The following is a 20,112-nucleotide window of genomic DNA, read 5'->3' on the forward strand; positions in this document are numbered from 1 at the left end:
TATGAGTAACAACACATTTTTTAAAGGAATAGATAAAATTCAATTTGAAGGCCGGGAAAGTTCAAACCCTTTAGCCTACAAATGGTACGACGAAAACAAAACGGTAGCCGGAAAAACCCTTAAAGAGCATTTAAGATTTGCTGTGGCTTACTGGCATACCTTCAATAATAAAGGAGGAGATCCTTTTGGAGCAGAAACTGAAACCTTTGAATGGGACAAAAAAGAAAATGTAATAGATCGCGCCAAAGATAAAATGGATGCGGCTTTTGAATTTATCGAGAAACTGGGCATTCCTTACTACTGTTTTCACGACATTGACGTTGTAGATGATTGTTCTTCGCTTTCTGAGTTTGAAAAGCGTATGGAAACTATGGTTGACTATGCAAAACAAAAGCAACAGGAAACCGGCATTAAATTACTTTGGGGTACTTCTAACCTGTTTAGCGATCCTCGTTATATGAATGGAGCATCTACCAATCCTGATTTTAATGTAGTGGCACGCGCCAGCGCACAGGCAAAAATTGCTATAGATGCAACTATAGCCCTTAATGGTGAAAATTATGTATTCTGGGGAGGCCGTGAAGGCTATATGAGCCTTTTAAATACCGACATGAAGCGTGAGCAGGATCATTTGGCTCAGTTTTTAACTACTTGTCGTGACTACGCCCGTAAACAAGGTTTTAAAGGGAATTTTCTTATAGAACCAAAACCTATGGAGCCTACCAAGCACCAGTATGATTATGATACTGCTACTTCTATAGGATTCTTAAAGAATTACGGACTGGAAAAAGATTTTAAAATTAATATCGAAGTAAACCACGCTACCCTTGCAGGCCATACTTTTCAGCACGAATTACAAACCGCTATTGATGCCGGAATGTTAGGAAGTATTGATGCTAACCGTGGAGATTACCAAAATGGTTGGGATACCGATCAATTTCCAATCGACGTTTATGAAATAACCGAAGCTATGTTAGTAATCCTTGAAGGAGGAGGAATTCAAGGTGGGGGAATCAATTTTGATGCTAAAGTAAGAAGAAATTCTACCGATCTTGAAGATAAATTTATAGCTCATATAGCAGGTATGGATGCATTTGCACGCGGACTTATTGCTGCAGACAATGTACTACAAAACACAGACTATAAAAAGCTTCGCAAAGATCGTTATGCTTCTTTTGATAGTGGTAACGGAAGTAAATTTGAAAAAGGAGACCTTTCTCTTGAAGAAATTAGCAAAATAGCCAAAGAGCTTGGAGAACCAAAGCAAATAAGCGGTAAGCAAGAATTATACGAGCAAATTATTGCAAATGCCTATTAAGAATTAGCCTTAATTAAACTTTATAATTTCAATAATTCCTCTGAGACTGGTTTTCAGGGGAATTATTGGTTTTGGAGTGATTCAGATTAAAAATATAGTTACCGATTCTTTGAGTATAAAAAAGAGGATAAGTGCTTACCCAACTTTATTCCCATTCCTTTAAAATAGCATAAAAAACTCCTGAAAAGGAAGTTTTTTATGTCTAATCTTTCTGAATAATTACCGCCCACTGGCCTGAACCTGCAGCCTGCAAACTGATGCTATCACCACTTTAGCATATTGGGTCTCCAGTTATGTGCCGGTGTTTATGTTAAGCCAGCGAAGTTGGAGCTTACCTTGTACGTATGAAACATTCAGGTTCACATCATCCCCTTCAAGAAAGTAAACGGCTTACTGCTGCGCTGGATTAACCAGAGCATAGGCTTCGTTATCCTCCAGTTCGGAAAGAAAATCATTTTCGGGACGAGAAGAAAAAATATCAAATACATCTACCAGCATCCTCCCGCTATGGATTGTTTTTTGGACACGGGGGGCAAACCCAGGTCCCAGGTCGTAGATATTTCCTAGGCATCTGTATCATCAAGAAATGCCGGGCGATGAATCTGGCAGTGGCACCACCTGCAAAAATTATCCAAAAAAACCGGGCAACAATAATTTCTTCACCATCCCTGCTATAAATTTTTACAATATTAGATCATCTTTTAAAGGCTATATACAAGCCGCTTGCAAGCCTCAAGAAAGGCCATATTTTGGCTTAGGTAAGATCTTTTTGTGCCTTCACTAGAAAATTGCAGAGAAAAATTAGTTCCAGATATTAATATTTTCTTCCCTGCCTGTGCGGTAGTTTTCTATAATATCAATAGCTTCTTCTGGTAAAGAAACAGGATATTTACAGGTTTTATTCTGGCATACATAAATAAGAGTCTCACCGTCTACATATTTGCTTTTGAGGAGTGGTAGATTTTCCTCTTTGCCCCCCATAAAGATAGATGTTGGCAAATATTTCTTCTGGATATGAAGATTCTTTTGCTGGGCCCTATTTCCTACAATAGCAATTTCGTATGCTCCAAAAGCCTTAGTTCCAATTAATTTCGTCCAATTCGCATAAAAAGAAGGATCCTCCATTGTCAGGTCATACATTTGGCCAAGCATTTCTTCGCTCATACTTAAATAATCTTCATTTTCCAGTAGTGTACCAAGGGCAAAAAGATTCTGTGCCATAACCGAATTTGAAGAAGGAATCACGTTATCATCCAGTTCCATTTTTCTCGCTACTAGGTCGTCGTCGTCATTTGAAGTATAATAAAACATACCACTATCGTCATCCCTAAAATTGTTAATAACGTAATCAGTAACTTTCTGTGCTTTCCGGAGCCATTCAATGTCAAAAGTTACCTGATAAAGGTTAATATAAGCCTGGCTCAATAGTGCGTAATCATCCAGAAAAGCGCTTATACTGCTTTGTTCATCCTTATAGCTTCTCCAGATACTGTAATCAGGTTTTAGCATCTTGTCAGAAAGAAAATCAGCACATTTTATAGCATTTTGAAGGTATTCCCTATTTCCTAAAGCTAAAAATGCATCCAGATAGGCGTCTATCATCAGGGCATTCCAGGATGTAAGAGATTTATCATCAACTTTGGGGCGATTTCTGCTTTGTCTTTCTTCCAGCATCTTTTCCTTAGCATGGGTAAGGGAAGTTTTAAGATCCTTGTAAGCCATTCCTTCTTCACGAGCAAATTCTTCTGGTGAAGACCTGCGATAAAGTATATTTTTTCCTTTCTCCCAGTTACCGTATGGTTCAATATTATAATAATTTGTAATCAGTTCAACTTCAGAAGCATTTAAAGTATTGCGGAGTTCTTCAATATACCAAACGTAAAATTTCCCCTCTTCCCCGTCAGTTTCGGCATTTAAGGAAGAATAAAAGCCACCCTCATTATTAGACAATTCCCGCTCAACAAATTTCAGGCTTTCCTCTATAATCGCTTTGTATTCTTCAGATGGTATAACTTTATAAGCTTTAGAATACAAACTAATTAACTGTGCGTTATCGTAAAGCATCTTTTCAAAATGCGGAATTAGCCAGTCGGGATCTGTGGTGTATCGGGAAAACCCTCCTCCAAGCTGGTCGTAAATTCCTCCCCGAGCCGTATTGTCTAATGTGGTTTTCACTATTTCCAGCACTTCTTCATTTCCGGTAAGGTAATAATACTGCAAAAGTGCATCCCAGCTTACAGGTAACGGAAATTTTTGTTCTTCCTGGTAACCACCCTTTTCTCTATCAAACCTTGGCTCCCAGGCTTCCATAACTGAAAGATATTCAGTTTTTGAAATTTCATTTTTCGTTAAGCCAAGATCACCCAAGCTGTTTGTACTTTTAATTCCTTCAGTTAAAGCGTTTGCAGTTTCTACCAACGACTCTTTATCTTCTTTATAAGCTATAGCAATCTTATTTAGAATATTTTTCCATTCCCCAGTAGGGAAATAGGTTCCTGCAAAAAAAGGCTTTCCATTAGGAAGTGCAGCGGCATTTAATGGCCAGCCACCGCTACCGTTTAGAAGCTGGGCTGCATTCATGTAAATCTTATCAATGTCGGGGCGTTCTTCACGATCAATTTTTATGGAAACAAAGTCGCGGTTCATAATTTCGGCCACGCTGGAATCCATAAAACTTTCTCTTTCCATCACATGGCACCAGTGGCAGGAAGCATAACCAACACTAATTATTATAGGTTTATTTTCTTCTTTGGCTTTCTCAAGAGCTTCAGCCCCCCATTCATACCAATCTACAGGGTTATCTGCGTGCTGCTTTAAATACGGACTATTGGCTTTAGCAAGACGATTTTTTTTAACATCCTCTTCTTCTTTTGGTTCATCTTTACATCCTGTAAAGCAACAAATGATAATGATTAATAGCGAGAGTTTAAAATTTATCCTGAATACCACTAAATTTTTAAATTAAATTTGAAGTGATAAATATAGTGGATTTTCATAAAATTATCTAAATTTAAAGAAATCGATTGCGCTTTTTAAAATGACCCGTTAAAATTTAATGAAACCAAATTTCCTTATGAAACACTCTTACCTTATTTCCAAAGAAAAACAAACAATTAATTTTTCGAAACACGGAAAACTAGCCTTTCCTCTTCTTGCATTTCTATTTTCATTCTCTTCACTATTTGCTCAGGATACCGATCTGGAATTAAATGAGGAAGAGTATTTCGAGGCCCCGGGCGTAAATATTCTGGCCTTTAGTAACTGGTACGACGGGCTTTTCAGCGATTCAAAAATAAGCGGTATAGAAATAATCCATCATGGGGTGCGCACAGCTACCAATGGAGATGTGCGATTACATGCCACTCCTGAACAATGGGATGCCATTCCTACTTTTTCTGAAAGAAAAATTGATCAGGCAAACAATCTTATAGATACTTATCAGGCATATCCGGACTATAATTTTGAGTATATGATTCGTGCGGAAGCTAAAGATGATGGTGTCCTCCTAAGTGTGCACCTGGACGAAGCTGTTCCCGAAATTTTGGTTGGCAGAGCTGGTTTAAATATAGAATTTATTCCTTCAGCTTATTGGGAAAAAACTTATTATATGGATGGGAAGAGTGATGTTTTTCCGCTGTATCCAAGCAGTGATATGAAGAAAGATGATTCCGACTACACCTCGCCAAAACCTATGGCTACAGGTCAGAAACTTGTGCTGGCGCCGGAAGATGCAGAGCGTAGGGTGACGATAACTTCAGAAGATGCAGAATTAATGCTGTACGACGGAAGAGACAAAGCCCAAAATGGCTGGTATATAGTTAGAAGCCTGCTTCCCGAAGGCAAAACAGGAAAGGTTCTGGAGTGGTTTATTTCAGCAAACTCTATTCCCGGATGGACACGCAATCCCATAATTGCACATTCACAAGTTGGTTATCATCCAAATCAGAAAAAAGTGGCCGTAATAGAACTGGATAAAAAGGCCACTCCTGAACAAACTGCTACTCTACAGAAAATTTCCGAAGAAGGTAAAAAAATTGATGTGCAAATAGGAGAACTTTCAAGGTGGGGACAATATACACGTTACATTTATTTCCATTATGATTTTTCTGAAGTAAGAGAGCCGGGCACCTACGTTATTAGTTATGGTGAAGAAATCTCGGCTCCATTTGTAATTGGCGAGAATATTTATGAAGACGCGTGGCATCCTACGAACGATATATTTTTCCCTGTACAAATGGATCACATGCTGGTCAATGAAGCTTACCGCGTATGGCATGGTGCTTCCCACCTGGATGATGCTTTGCAAGCCCCTCTAGATCATGAGCACTTTGATCTTTATGCCCAGGGGCCAACAACAGACACGCAATATGAACCCGGGGAACATATTCCCGGATTAAATATTGGAGGATGGTATGATGCGGGAGATTATGATATTAGAACACAAACCCAGTACTACGTAGTTAATAACTTAGTTTATGCTTATGAAGATTTTAATCTTGAGCGTGATCAGACTTTAGTGGACTATGATGCAAAATATGTTGATATTCATAATCCTGATGGAAAACCCGATATGCTTCAGCAAATCGAACATGGAACCCTGGCTTTAATTGCACAGCATAGAGCTGTAGGGCATGCTATACCAGGGATTATCGTACCTGATATTTCCCAATACACTCACCTGGGCGACGGATTGACAATGACAGACAACCTTATTTATAACAAGAACATGGATCCGCTTGAATCGGACGGCTATAGAAGCGGGAAGCTTGATGACAGATGGGCTTTTACCAGCAAATCTACACCTCTAAATTATGGTTCTATAGCTGCTCTTGCTGCTGCGAGCAGGGTTCTTAAAGGCTATAATGATTCCCTGTCGCAGGAATCCCTTAATACAGCAAAAAAAGTATGGGACAACGAACATGCCAATGAACCAGATCTTTTTCATCACGGAAACACCACCGGTGGAACATTGGAAGATGAAGAGTTAAAAGCAGCTGTAGAGCTTTTACTTGCAACAAAAGACCAAAAATACGCTGATCGTATTGAAGAAATGTGGCCGGTTATTGATTCCAACTTTGCTTCTCATGCCGGTCGTGCTGCTAAGGTAATCCCTTATATGAGCAATTCTTTCGAGAATAAGATGAAAGAAAGAACAAGGGCTTATCAGAGTGAGCTGGATGCACATTATGAGGAAAATCCATTTGGTGTACCAATTGGTCGTGGCGGCTGGGCAGGCAATGGACAGGTTATTGCATTTGCTATGAATAATTATCTGCTTCATAAAGCCTTTCCGGAGCTAATTGATAAAGAATATATATTTAAAGGACTAAATTATATTTACGGAACACATCCAGATTCCTCTATCTCTTTTGTTTCGGGCGTAGGTACAAAGTCTAAAAAAGTAGCATACGGGATGAACCGGGCAGATTTTTCTTTTATTGCAGGAGGAGTTGTGCCGGGTGTATTAATTTTAAAGCCGGACTTTCCGGAAAACAGAGAAGACTGGCCATTCCTTTGGGGGCAAAATGAATATGTAATAAGTGTCGGCTCCACCTATATTTACCTTGTAAATGCGGTAAATGCCCTACTGAACGAATAGAGCTCCTTATATTTAATCTTACTCTTGTATTTCATCCCAGTCCTTCCAGTAAATTTCACAGAAGAACTGGGATATAATAAATACAGGCTATAGGCGAAAACCAACATCCAAAAAAGATTTTTAGATTAATTATACTACCTCTGGGCAAGAACCAGGAGGCATAACTTGATATTGAAGCAAGCTTTTAAACTTAGTTGTTCTTAAGAGTTTAAATTTTGAAGTCTTTACTAGGTTCAATTCCTAATAATTTTAAAGTTCTTCTTTAGAATCTTTATATTCATTTTAAATGAAATTGAGAGGCTAAAAATCATGGTTTATATGCACCGCGATAAACCCTACACTTATTTTAAAAGAACTGCCTTTCGTTCAACAAACATATCTGCATTTAAAAAGAGTTACCTACTTCTTTGGTAATTTTCCTACTTTTCCCTTATTAAATACATTTCATTTTGTAGTGGTAATCGGCAACAAGAGCAGTTTAGAGGTAAGAAAGAATAGTAAGTGCTGAATAATGATATTGGAGGGTTAAGAAAAATGGGGTATAAAAAACAGCCCTTTCAGTTAACTGAAAGGGCTGTTTGAAAAATACTTATATAAAGTACTATTTAATATCCTGGATTCTGATCTTCCTGGCTTATACCATCATTTGCAGAAATCTCATCATTAGGAATAGGCCAGATTTCATTCTTTCCCGCCTGGAAACCATATTCTGAAAGATAATCTGCTGCCAATCCCCATCTTACGAGGTCAGGGAAACGTACTTGTTCTCCGGCTAATTCAACCATTCTTTCCTGTACTATGGCATCAAAAATTTCCTCTTGAGAAAGATCATCAGGAAGATCCTCTAAGCCTGCTCTGTCTCTTACCTGATTAATGTAACCAATTGCTTGTGATTTATCCCCATCAACTAGTGCATTTTCAGCTTCAGCCATCATCAAGAGAACGTCGGCATATCTAATTACTTTAAAGTTAATTCCGGAAGCCATATCCTCATTAACATCCTTATAATAATTTTGATATTTTCTCCAGGCCGCTCTCCTTTCAAGAGGTATTTCCTCAATAACTCCACCTGCAAATGTATCACCTTCAAAATAAAAGGTTTCATCATATCTTATATCACCCTCTTCATATTCATCCAGAAGTTCTGGATTTGGGTAAGCGTTAAACCAATCATTAAATCCATACTCCTGGCCGCGGAAGGTAACTTCATTTGCATCTTCACCTGCTGCATTGGAATTCCATACTGCAGAGTTACCCATATCATCGTCAAACTGAACTTCAAAGATAGATTCTGGTCCAAATTCATCTTCTTCTCTGAAGTTGGCGAAATAGTCTTCTTCCAGAGAATATTCACCGTAAATATTATTAAAAGCGGTCAGAGCCTCCCCATATTGTTCCCTGTAAAGATGTGTCTTTCCTAATAGAGCATAAGCAGCACCTTGAGTAGCTCTGCCATCCTCAGTACGCTCTTTCTCCCACAAAGACTGGCTGGCATCATTTAGATCTGTAATAATCTGGTCATAAACCTCAGCCTGGGGGCTTCGGGGAAAACCTGAACCATCGTCTGGAATATCCGTAATTAAAGGAATATCACCAAAACGGGTCACCAATAAGAAATAGTAAAAGGCCCTCATGTATTTGGCCTCCCCAATAAATTTAGCCTTTGCTTCCTCGTTTAAAAGCGAATTTGGGATTTCATTGATTCTTTCTTCATTGTTGATCACGAAATTTGCTTTGTTTATTCCCCTGTAACAGGAATCCCAGTACCAGCTAATTGGAGGATGGCTTGCATCAAAAGACCACTCAAGATAAACTCTCTTATCTGCTTCTAGTTGCGGATTACCCAGAGCTTCACGAGACATTAGATCCATAGCAAAGAAATAGGTTCTGGTGTACAAACCTATTGTTTGTAAATTGGCATACACTGCATTTACAGCCGACTGCACCTGGGCTTCGGTCCTAAAGTAGGTTTCAGGAGAGAGACCACTCGGGTTAGTTAGTTCAAAATCTTCCTCTTCACATCCGTTCACAACGAACAATGTGACAAAGACCATTAATATTATTTTTATTTTTTTCATAATTATATTTTTTTTTAAAATCCTAATTGTAGACCAAATGTTAGAGAGGTAGGCTGAGGATACAATCCTCTATCGATACCTATAGCCCCGGCACCCTGCTGTAAAACGTTATCAACACCAATCTCAGGATCCAAACCGGAATAATCGGTCAGGGTAATTAGATTTTGCCCACTTATATAAATTCTTAAATTAGCAAGTGATTCACCAAATATATTCTCATCGAAAGTATACCCGATATTTAAATTTTTCAATCTGGTATAGGATCCATCTTCTACAAAACGGTCTGAGGCATTAAGGTTTTGCGGTGCGCCTAAAGCACGCGGTATAGTGTTAGAAGTACCTTCTCCTGTCCATCTATCCAAAACAGCCACTCCGCTATTAAATAATCTTGGCATTCCCTCAAGGTCATATAGATTGGTATTATAAATATCCTGACCATATGCCCCCTGAATAAATAAAGATGCATCAAAATTTTTGTATTGGGCGCTTAAATTAAGTCCCAAGGTAAGTGTTGGATATGGATTTCCAATTACTGTTTTATCCGCAGAAGTTATTTGCCCATCTCCGTTAAGGTCAACAAAGCGAATGTCTCCAGGTTGAACAACTGTTTGATCTGGATTTGCTGTTAAGACCTCATCAATTTCCGATTGATTTTGGTATATACCATCAGTTCTTAAACCATAGAAATGAAATAAAGGCTCCCCTGGTGCAATCCTTGTAAGATATTCATTTTCAAAAAAGCCTCCCTGAACCTGGTCAAGACTTCCAATTGAAAGGACTTCGTTCTTACTAGTCCCGAGGTTTAAATTGGCGGACCAGGTAAATTCACCTTTATAATCGTTATATCCAATATCTGCCTCGAAACCATTTGTTTCAACAGATCCTACATTCGAAGCTATTGTAGGAACATTATAACCTAAGCTCAGTGGAAGCGGCAATTCATATAAAAGGTCGTCACTTCGATTACTGTAATATTCCATGGATAAGGTAAATGCATTATTAAACATCCCAAAATCCAATCCTATATTTTTCATCGTCACTTCTTCCCATTTTAGGTTTTGATTAGGAAGTCCCTCTGCGGTAGTGCCCTGTAGGGCCGCTCCTCCGATTGGGTAAATAAAACTTGTAACCAAGGTTGAAGCATAACGGTAATTTCCAATTTGGTCGTTACCTGTAGTACCCCAACTCCCTCTAATTTTAAAATTATTAATATCCGAATCTTCCATAAAACTTTCCTTGGCGACATTCCATCCTGCAGCCACAGACCAGAAAGCACCCCAACGGTTATTGGCACCAAAACGGGTGGAAGCATCTTGACGATAGGAACCGGCTAATATATATTTTTGATCATAATTATAATTTACCCGACCTAAAAACCCTACTCTCCTATATTCTGAAGAAGCTGAAGACAATCCGGCTTGATTCAGTGATAGTTCTTCAACATCATCAGTAATAGGATTCTGGCTGCTTGCATTGAGACTTTCGCTATCAATTGTTTGATCTTCAGCTAAAGCTAAGATTTCAAAGTTATGCAAATCTTCAACTTCAAACTTATAGTTCAAACTATTAGTTAGAGTAAGAGATTGGTTGGTACCGCTATTCTTAGTGATTTGAGCAAAACCAAATTGATGGGTTGCTCCATTACTATCATCATTATAAGAAGGGATAAAATTATCATTATTAAACTTATAATAATCTATACCTGCCTGACTTTTAAAAACTAGATCGTCAATTATTTCATATTCAGCAAAAACACTACCTAAAATAGTAAGTCCTTTATTCTCGGCACTTCCTAAGGTTTGAACTCTAACAGGGTTCGCCGCATCCTGACCGTCTAAAGCAGAGTTTGGACCCTGAAAGCCACCATTGTTATTAGGATTATAGACACTTAAGTATGGAGCTGATTTGATTGCGTGCTCTATTATTGATCTACCACCATCTTCCCTTTCAGGATTTTGTAAAGTGAAAGCCACATTTAATGTTTGTCCAAAACTAAGTTTTCCAAAATCAAAGTTACTATTAGATCTAAAGTTAAAACGTTCAAATTCTGTTTCGATAACCGCCCCTTCCTGGTTAAGATATCCGCCTGAAAACCTAAAATTACTGTTCTCACTACCACCCGAAAGACCAAGGTTGATACTTTTCATCACTCCTGTTCTAAAAATTTCATCCTGCCAGTCTGTTTCATTATCAATAAAGTCTGCATACTGTGGATCTGTAATTCGGGCTGGAGCTGGATCCAATATCTCCGTGGCATATTGTATATATTGCTCTCGATCTAATAAATCATAACGATTGCTATTAAATTGAACCCCAGAATATGTATCAAGGCTTAACTGAGCTTTTTGAGAAGCTTTACCAGTTTTGGTGGTAACAAGCACAACCCCATTGGCACCTCTCGAACCGTAAACTGCTGTAGTAGAAGCATCTTTCAAAACCTGTATGTTTTTAATATCATTAGGGTTAAGACTACCCAATCCGCCAGCTATAACACCATCTATAACATATAAAGGGTCGTTGTTGTTAGGTGAGGCCAAACCCCTAATCCTTACTGCCGGTGAATTCCCAGGAGAACCCGAATTAATTACGGTAACCCCTGATGCCCTTCCCTGCAAAGCCTGTTCTGCAGTAGAAACTGGAAGACTGTTAATCTCTTCTGTATCAATAGAAGAAATAGCTCCGGTAACTTCAGCTCTTGACTGTGTACCATAACCTACAACAATAACATCATCCAAGGATTCTGAATCGGCCGCCATATTTACATCAATAGTAGATCGTTCATTGACTGCAATTTCCTGTGTTTGATAGCCGATAAAACTAAAAACCAAAACGGCATCATCGCTCACTTCCAAACTATAATTTCCATCAAAATCTGTAGTTGTACCATTAGAGGTGCCGCGTTCCAGTACGTTAACTCCCGGCACCGGACCAGTTTCATCACTTACCGTCCCTGTAACGGTTTGCTGGGCTGTTATAAAGCCAAAGCAAAAAAATGTTACAAGGAAAAGCCCCTTTTTCAAGTAATTGTTTTTCATAATTGTTTGTTAGTTAGTTATTTCAATCATTAAAAGTAAACAAAAAAATGTTTTACGCAATCGAAATAGCAAAAAAATGTTAATAACACATTTATTCCATATTAGAGAAGGGGGCTTACAATAGTTTGTTTAACCATATTTTATTCTGAAGACACTTTAATAAATTGCATATAATCATCATTTTTAGCAGTTAAAATAAATTTTCTATCACCTACGGAAATTGTTTTCATATCCTTAACATCACCGGGCAAGAAGAAACCACTTTCAGCTGGAGTAATATCCTGAAAATTTCCGTTTCCGTCTCCTTTTAGAAACATACCATAACCAGCATCATTCCTTGTGGTCTCCACTTCTGACCAGAAAAGGTTACCAGCAATTAAGGCATCTAAATATCCATCACCATCATAATCTTCTACAAGGATTTGATTTATGGACGAGATCTGAGCAGCTGCGGGAAGCTCGTGTTTTACAAATTTTCCGTCTCTATTTTCGAGATAAACACTCGCAAATGACTTAACCTGATAATGGAGAGAATTTTCCAGCTCTTTTTCAGTGTAAACATCCTCTAGGGTAGCAGTTGAAAAGGATTCGTAATCGGGAAATTTATTTTTAATTCCAGGCATCTGCTGCGAAGAGCACTCCCGCCCCCGCAATGGATATTTTTTCCCATCGTTATAATAACTTAATACAATATCCTGTTTATCATTCTCGTCGAAGTCATTAAAATAAATATCAAAAGTCTCATCTTCATTGGCGGTATATTTGTAATTACGCCCCAGATTCCCAACTATAAAGTCCAGGTCACCATCGTTATCGAAATCCCCTGCCTTTACACTCCACCACCAGCCGGTAGTATCGGCCAATCCAAGCTCTTGGGTTATTTCTGTAAAGCCCATTTCCGAATTCTTAAAAACTCTAATGGGCATCCATTCACCTACCACAACTATATCTTCCCATCCATCATTATCAATATCAACAATTTCGGCACTAGTAGCCATACCTAAGGACTGAAATTCAGGAGCTATATTTTTAGTGATATCGCGATACTTAGCTTTTCCATCTTCTCCCACGTTCTTGAGGATGTAAGATTTTGCAGGTGAGGGATAATGCCCTGGCACCAGGCGCCCCAGCACTAAAAGATCCTTTTTTCCGTCTTTATCAAAATCGGCCTGATAAACTCTTGATCCGCTAGTGCGCATTTCAGGTAGTGCAGCCTCATCTCTCTCAAAATTACCTTTACCATCATTTATATACAATCTATCCTGCAGGTATTTTGAATCTGGTTTAAATTCATTTCCCCCACTAACCACGTAAATATCATTATGCCCATCGTCATTGGCATCAAAAATCAATGCCCCTAAATCTTCAAACTTTTTATCTTGTTCAAAAGCTGGGCTTTGCTGCTTTTCAAAACCCATTGCGGTCTGAAAATAAAGACCCGCTTCGTAAGTAGAAGAAGCCCCAATAAAAAAATCTTCTTTACCATCTCCATTTAAGTCACCAACAGCAATACCCGGCCCAAATGTAGACGTACGATGAGGTAGAAGAATTTCATTTTTAAAATCGTCAAACTCATTTTCTATATGCTGATGCTGGGGAAAAGAAGCAGAATCTTCTATTGTAGCAAAAAGAAGATCTCTTTCGGCAACTTTCTTCTGTGTAATTTCTGAAGCATCAGTATGATTGAAGGTTAATCGCTGATTCGCCTCTACATCCTTTAAACTCTCAACTTTACCGTCTGGCCATACAATTTTGATTTCGTCTATAACTTCAGTTTTTGCCAAACCGAAGTGCAGTTGAGGAGCAACGGAAGACTGGAAGCCTCTTGAAAGCGTAAGTTCCTGCATTTGTTCGGTGTCATTTGTCATCACATAAGCTCTCGCTCCCAATCCAAAGCGATTCTTGTCATTACCTTCAAAGCTTATCTGGACAAAATTATTATTTTCTGAACTCGTGTTTTCAAACAAAAAAGCGTGATCGTCAATATTATTTGTAACAATTTCCAAATCACCGTCATTATCCAAATCTGCATAAACAACCCCATTAGACCATCCTTCATATTCAATTCCCCATTTTTCATTGGCTATTTCAAAAGATAAATCTCCATTATTCTGAAACATAAAATTATCAATTTTTTCAGAAGGAATATTCAGACTTTTTTCCAGTTGGTTTTCTTCTTCCATCCTGGTTTCCTTAAGACTATTGAAGTAGTCATTATTGTTAATTTCCCTTCTTGTTCCGTTAGTCACAAATAAATCTTTATGACCATCATTATTAAAGTCGGCAAATAAAGGCCCCCAACTCCAGTCGGTTGAAGCAGATCCTGTTATTCTGGCCAAATCGGCAAAAAAAGGATTTTCATCTTTAAAAATCCCCGTGTTAGTTTGTAGGGTATTTTGCATATACTGGTAATGAAAACCAGCATCAACAGTGCTCCAGAATAAATCTGGGTTCATACTTGCCATGTTTGCTTTCTTCCTCCTGTTATCCTTAGCCGACATATCTACCTGATAAATATCCAGGTTCCCGTCATTGTTATAGTCAGCAATGTCCACACCCATACCGAAAAAGGAAGTATGTGAGGTTGTCTCTTTAACAACCTCCCTAAAAGAACCGTCTCCATTGTTCATATATAAAAAATCGGGAGAACTAAAATCGTTGGAAATATAAATATCCGGCCAGCCATCATTATTTAAATCACCAACTGTAGCAGACAATGACAATCCAAAGCTGCGAACTCCGGCCTCATCGGTGACATCTGTAAATTTAACACCATCGTTTCTCAATAAGTGATCCGATTCAAGATCGCTCACATTCTTCATTTTATAATCGTAAATGAAATTTGGAGAGTCAAATCTGGTTGGGGGATAATTGGCAATATAGACATCCAGATCGCCATCTTTATCATAATCAAAAAAAGTGGCCTGCACGCTATTACCGGGATCATCCAGTCCATATTCCTTTGCCTTTTCCTCAAAAGTCCCATCTCCATTATTAATGAAAAGCTGGTTATTTTTTGGTTCATACTTTCCGCCAACAGAGAGATAAATATCAAGGTAACCATCCCCATTTACATCTGCCATTGTTACTCCAGTATACCATCTATGGTCTCCCGCAACCCCTGCCGCTTCAGTAATATCTTCAAATTCCAGGTTGCCTTTATTTAAATATAGCTTATTAGGAACCTGATTTCCTGTAAAATATAAATCGATTAAACCATCATTATTAATATCTCCGGCAGAAACGCCTCCCCCCATATAGATATAGGAATAGTTAAAATAATTAAGTGAATCTGTTTCAGTTAAATTATTACTGAAATCGATTGCGGAATCACCCGAAGAAATGTTGCGAAAAATTTCATTTTCGGAAGATTCAGACATCGTCACATCCTCTTCTTGCTTACAACTGCTTAGCGCCACAATAAAGGCCATTGCTATAATTTTTGTAAAAAACTTCATTTAAACTGCTATTTAGAAAAATATCATTAACATTAAATTAACGGGTGTAATGTAAGAAATTCCTAATCTTCTGAAGACAATATTCTGGAATTATTGACTCCTCAATAAGGTAACCGAAAGAATTTTATATTAGAAATATAGATTATACATAAAAAATGAATTAATTTTTTTCCTGTTCTACGCTTTAAATAGCCTTCTTATTTAGAAAATCACTTTGATTTAATAAAATTTAAATGAGCAGATCACTCTTGATATGCAAAATCGATATACTTTGCTACTTCAGATTTAAAAAATTGTGATATTAATCAAACCTTTTAAATAGACTTTACTCTGGAAATCTTTCTATGTTTATGAAATAATGTTACATTTTAGATTTGTATTATATCTTTGTCTAACTCAGCTCACATGCAAGATTGCATATATCAATTTTCAATCTTAAAGTTTAAAATGAGTAATTTATATACCAACATGAGATACGTAATAGGCATTTTTTTACTGTTTTTTTTAGTACTTATCTCTTGTAATAAAAGGAGGACAATGCCTGAAATAATACAAAAAACGGCTGAGGAACAGTTTTATATCCCGGAAAACATTTATGCATCTTCCTTAAGAATTGCTTATTTTGATAGCCTATCCAAAATAGCTCCCGAAAACCAGAAGGAAAAATACCATCTTAAAAAGGCTGATGCATTACTTTATGCCGGCAAAACAAAAGACGCAATCGAAATACTGGAAAAACTGTGGAAAGAAAGTAATAAAGGCACCTTACGATATAAATTGGAAGCTTTTGAAGAAGAGAAGATAGGCCCCTTACTGGCTCTTGCCTATATGCGGCTGGGAGAACAACAAAATTGCATACATCACCATAATGCTTCCGCATCTTGCATTATTCCAATTGATCCGGAAGGTTATCATCAGGCGCCCGAAGGCTCAAGGAAGGCCATTAGCTTTTTTGAGGAATTTTTGAGACAGGATTCGCATGATTATAATAGTCTGTGGCTTTTAAATGTCGCCTATATGACTCTTGGAGAATATCCTGAATCTGTCCCGGAAAAGTGGCTAATTCCAGAAAGCGCTTTTGAATCAGAATACCCATTAAAAAAGTTTGAAGATATAGCTCCAAAATTGGGGCTGAATGTTAATGATTTATCAGGAGGAAGTATAGTAGATGATTTTAACAATGACAATCTCTTAGATGTGTTTGTTTCCAGTTGGTTCCCATCTGGCAAGCTTAATTATTTCATCAATGATGGAAAGGGTGGCTTTATAGAAAAAACGGCATCTTCAGGTTTAGAGGAAGTCAAGGGAGGTTTGAATATGGTGCAGACCGATTATAATAACGATGGGTTTCTGGATGTTTTTATTTTGCGTGGCGCCTGGATGGGACCTTTAGGAAAATATCCTAATTCTCTACTAAGAAACAATGGTGATAATACATTTACCGACGTGACTATAGAAGCAGGCCTGCTTTCTTATCATCCGACTCAAACTGCGACCTGGGCAGATTTTGACAATGATGGTTGGATTGATTTATTTATAGGAAATGAGTCTGACAAAGAAAATATTCACCCATCTGAATTTTACAGAAATAACGGGGATGGTACTTTCTCAAATCTTACTGCCAGTGCAGGGCTTACGGTAAGTACCGGTGAAGAACCTTATTATATTAAAGGTGTAACCAGTGGAGATTATAATAATGACGGATGGATGGATATTTATATATCTACGCTTCACCCTACAAGCAGGAATTTATTGTTTTTAAACAAAGGAATTGATGAAAAGGGTACTATAAAATTTGAGGAAAATGGAACTCGTATGGGATTAGGAGAAAAAATCTCAAGTTTCCCCACCTGGTCCTTCGACTATAACAACGACGGACTGATGGATATTTTTGTGGCCGGCTATAAAAGAAGTGACTTCTACACCATTGTTCCAGATATTGTGAAAGAATATTTAGGAGAATCAAATAGGGCAGAAACTATGCGTCTCTATCAAAACAATGGAGATTCTTTTACTAATGTTTCAGCTGAAGTGGGATTAGACAAAATAGGATATGCTATGGGTGCCAATTACGGCGATTTGGACAATGATGGCTATCCCGACATTTACCTGAGTACTGGAGAAGTAAGTTTTGAATCGATTATTCCAAACAAGGTTTTTAGAAATAATGCCGGAAAAGAATTTCAGGATGTTACCACTGCCGGGGGATTTGGACATATACAAAAAGGGCACGCGGTTTCATTTTCTGATATTGATAACGACGGCGATCAGGATATTAATGTTGTTATGGGAGGAGCCTACGAGGGAGACAATTTCTTTAATTCATTATATCGAAATCCATATCAGGATGAGAACAACTGGATAAGCCTCAAACTGGAAGGAACAAAGGCAAACAGAGCAGGCATTGGCAGCAAGATAGAAGTAATAGTTACAGAAGAAAATAATAAACGTTCTATATTTCACACTATTACTTCAGGAGGTAGTTTTGGTGCTTCCACATTACGGGCAGAAATAGGCTTAGGTAAAGCCACTAAAATAAATGAGGTTAAAGTTTTATGGGCAGGCAGCAATACCTCACAAAATTTTAAAAACCTGGAGTTAAATACCTTTTATAAAATAACAGAAAATAAAGCTAGGGCTGAAAAATTAGATCTATCCCCTATTCAATTACAGGAAACAATTGAATAAAGTTTCTACTTAACTTCAAATTTCAAGGCTATTCGGAGAAAATTTTCAAATTATATTCCTCGTACTTAAAAATTAAACTAGAAATTCTTTTATCAAACAGAGGCGCGTTATTTTGTAATATACTCTTACCTTCCTTCATAGCGGGCTTACTATTGATTACTAACACCAGTTATCGACTTTAATTATGGTTAATTAATTAAGTTGAATTTAGGAAATGTTGATCTAACATTAATAATTTATTATATCTTTAACATTAATTAAGATTAAAAACCTTTAAGGTATTTTCTCTTAATAGTTCTTTCTGAAGAACGTCTGTTAATTAAAATTTATTAATCTAAAGCTCTACTGGAAATTTAAGCCTCTTCTATGATTAGAAAAGCTTTTAAAATAATTAAAAAATGAGAAGAACAGTTCTTTTTTTATTGATCCTATTAATAAGTTATAGCTGTAAAGCATATCAAGATCACAGTAAATCCTTTAAAATAATTGAAAAAGATCAACCTAAAGGCATTGACAATTTAGCCTATAAATGGAGTGAAATGGCTATTAATGCGCAAGCAAATGATACTGAAAAATTTAAACCGAGACCCACTATTACTTCCCGCTATTTAGGATTAATTTTCGTTTCGATTTTTGACGCCTGGTCAAGATATGAAGATAAAGCTATTCCTGTTTACCTTAAGGGAACTAAAAGGAGGCCAATTAACGAACATAGCCTTAATAACAAGGAAATTGCAATCAGCTACGCCGCTTTTAGAACTTTGAATGAATACTATTATTCAGATATGGAGTTGTTCGCAAGTTTTATGAAAGAATTAGGCTTAGATCCTAAAAATGCATCATTAGACCCAAGCACACCTGAGGGTATAGGTAATTTGGCAGCGAAGGCCGTAATTGAAGCTAGAAAAGGAGATGGTTCAAACCAATATGGAAAAGAATCTGGCTCAAATGGCAAGCCTTATTATGACTATATAAATTACGAACCTATAAATTCAGCCGACAAAAATGTAGAACTAAACAGGTGGCAACCTAAGTATTTTTCTGATGGTAAAGACGGAAAATTTGCTCCAGGATGTTTAACTCCATATTGGGATAAAGTTGAACCTGTTGCATTAAAATCAGCCGACCAATTCCGGCCAGGTCCCCCTCCAATGGTAGGTTCAACACAATTAAAAGAGGAGGTTGAAGAGCTTGTCGAAATGCAGGCAAATCTAACAGACTATGAAAAAGCATTAGTGGAGTTTATGCGGGATGGCCCTCAATCGGTACAGCAGGCGGGGCATTGGTTAAAATTTGCTCAGGATGTTTCCCGAAGGGATAACCATACACTTGATGAGGATGTAAAAATGTTTTTCTATAATCAGGTGGTTGCTATGGATGCCTTTATTGCATCCTGGGATTCAAAAATGTTTTATGATTCTGCTAGGCCATATGCATTAGTGCATCATTATTATAAAGACCAAAAGATTAAAGGATGGGGCGGAGAAGGTAAAGGAATAATAGAAATGCCAGGCATAGAATGGAGGCCTTATTCGCCGGAAACTTTTTTATGCCCTCCTTTCCCAGGTTATGTTTCGGGACATAGTACAATCAGCGGAGGCTGTGCCGAAGCTTTAAAATTGTGGACCGGAAGTGATGAATTTGGTTCTGAAGTAAATTTAATTGCAGGAGCAATGACAGAACCTGATAATTTAGGCGACACCATTACTTTAAAATTCCCAACTTTTACCGAAACAGCCGAGATGGCCGGGATTTCAAGGGTTTTAGGCGGATATCATATTCAGGCAGATAATATAGCAGGACTGGAACTAGGGAGAAATGTAGCCAGAGAGGTTTGGGAGTTTTATAAATATCATATCGGTGAAGAAAAAAATACAAGTCTTGGTATAATTGACAGTGATAACTAATTCCCGCCTGATTTGAATAACTCATTAAT

Annotated in this window: 8 protein-coding genes; 4 read left to right on the top strand and 4 right to left on the bottom strand. The window is 37.6% G+C overall.

Annotation, left to right across the window (positions count from 1 at the left end):
* Position 1: 1 nt before the first annotated feature.
* Positions 2–1,318: a xylose isomerase gene (gene xylA, locus LB465_RS13060; protein ID WP_224470313.1), complete on the top strand. Its 1,317-nt coding sequence runs from the start codon at positions 2–4 to the stop codon at positions 1,316–1,318.
* 801 nt (positions 1,319–2,119) lie between these two features.
* Here xylA and LB465_RS13065 read toward each other — a convergent pair.
* The gene (locus LB465_RS13065) at positions 2,120–4,267 is read right to left on the bottom strand and encodes a thioredoxin domain-containing protein (protein ID WP_224470314.1); all 2,148 of its coding nucleotides are present in this window, start codon (positions 4,265–4,267) and stop codon (positions 2,120–2,122) included.
* A 124-nt stretch (positions 4,268–4,391) separates the two neighbouring features.
* On the opposite strand from LB465_RS13065, the gene LB465_RS13070 reads away from it, so the two are divergent.
* On the top strand, positions 4,392–6,917 hold the full coding sequence (locus LB465_RS13070; RefSeq protein ID WP_224470315.1) for a glycoside hydrolase family 9 protein: 2,526 nt from the start codon (positions 4,392–4,394) through the stop codon (positions 6,915–6,917).
* Positions 6,918–7,522: 605 nt separating this feature from the next.
* Here the strand turns inward: LB465_RS13070 and LB465_RS13075 are convergent.
* From LB465_RS13075 to LB465_RS13085, 3 genes are all read right to left on the bottom strand, one after another.
* Complete coding sequence (locus LB465_RS13075; RefSeq protein WP_224470316.1) at positions 7,523–8,995, bottom strand: RagB/SusD family nutrient uptake outer membrane protein; 1,473 nt, start codon at positions 8,993–8,995, stop codon at positions 7,523–7,525.
* Positions 8,996–9,009: 14 nt separating this feature from the next.
* Positions 9,010–12,030, bottom strand: a complete 3,021-nt coding sequence (locus tag LB465_RS13080) for a SusC/RagA family TonB-linked outer membrane protein (protein WP_224470317.1) — start codon at positions 12,028–12,030, stop codon at positions 9,010–9,012.
* Between the two features lie 140 nt (positions 12,031–12,170).
* Positions 12,171–15,488: an FG-GAP-like repeat-containing protein gene (locus tag LB465_RS13085; protein WP_224470318.1), complete on the bottom strand. Its 3,318-nt coding sequence runs from the start codon at positions 15,486–15,488 to the stop codon at positions 12,171–12,173.
* 537 nt (positions 15,489–16,025) lie between these two features.
* Between LB465_RS13085 and LB465_RS13090 the strand changes: the two genes are divergently transcribed.
* Together LB465_RS13090 and LB465_RS13095 are read left to right on the top strand one after the other, a co-directional pair.
* Positions 16,026–18,176 (top strand): CRTAC1 family protein, encoded by a 2,151-nt coding sequence (locus LB465_RS13090; protein WP_224470319.1) that lies wholly within the window; start codon positions 16,026–16,028, stop codon positions 18,174–18,176.
* Positions 18,177–18,574: 398 nt separating this feature from the next.
* A complete protein-coding gene (locus tag LB465_RS13095) occupies positions 18,575–20,083 on the top strand; it encodes a vanadium-dependent haloperoxidase (protein WP_224470320.1) in 1,509 nt (502 codons plus the stop codon).
* The last annotated feature ends 29 nt before the right edge of the window (positions 20,084–20,112 follow it).

The organism is Salegentibacter lacus (genome assembly GCF_020164555.1).
GTDB lineage: Bacteria > Bacteroidota > Bacteroidia > Flavobacteriales > Flavobacteriaceae > Salegentibacter > Salegentibacter lacus.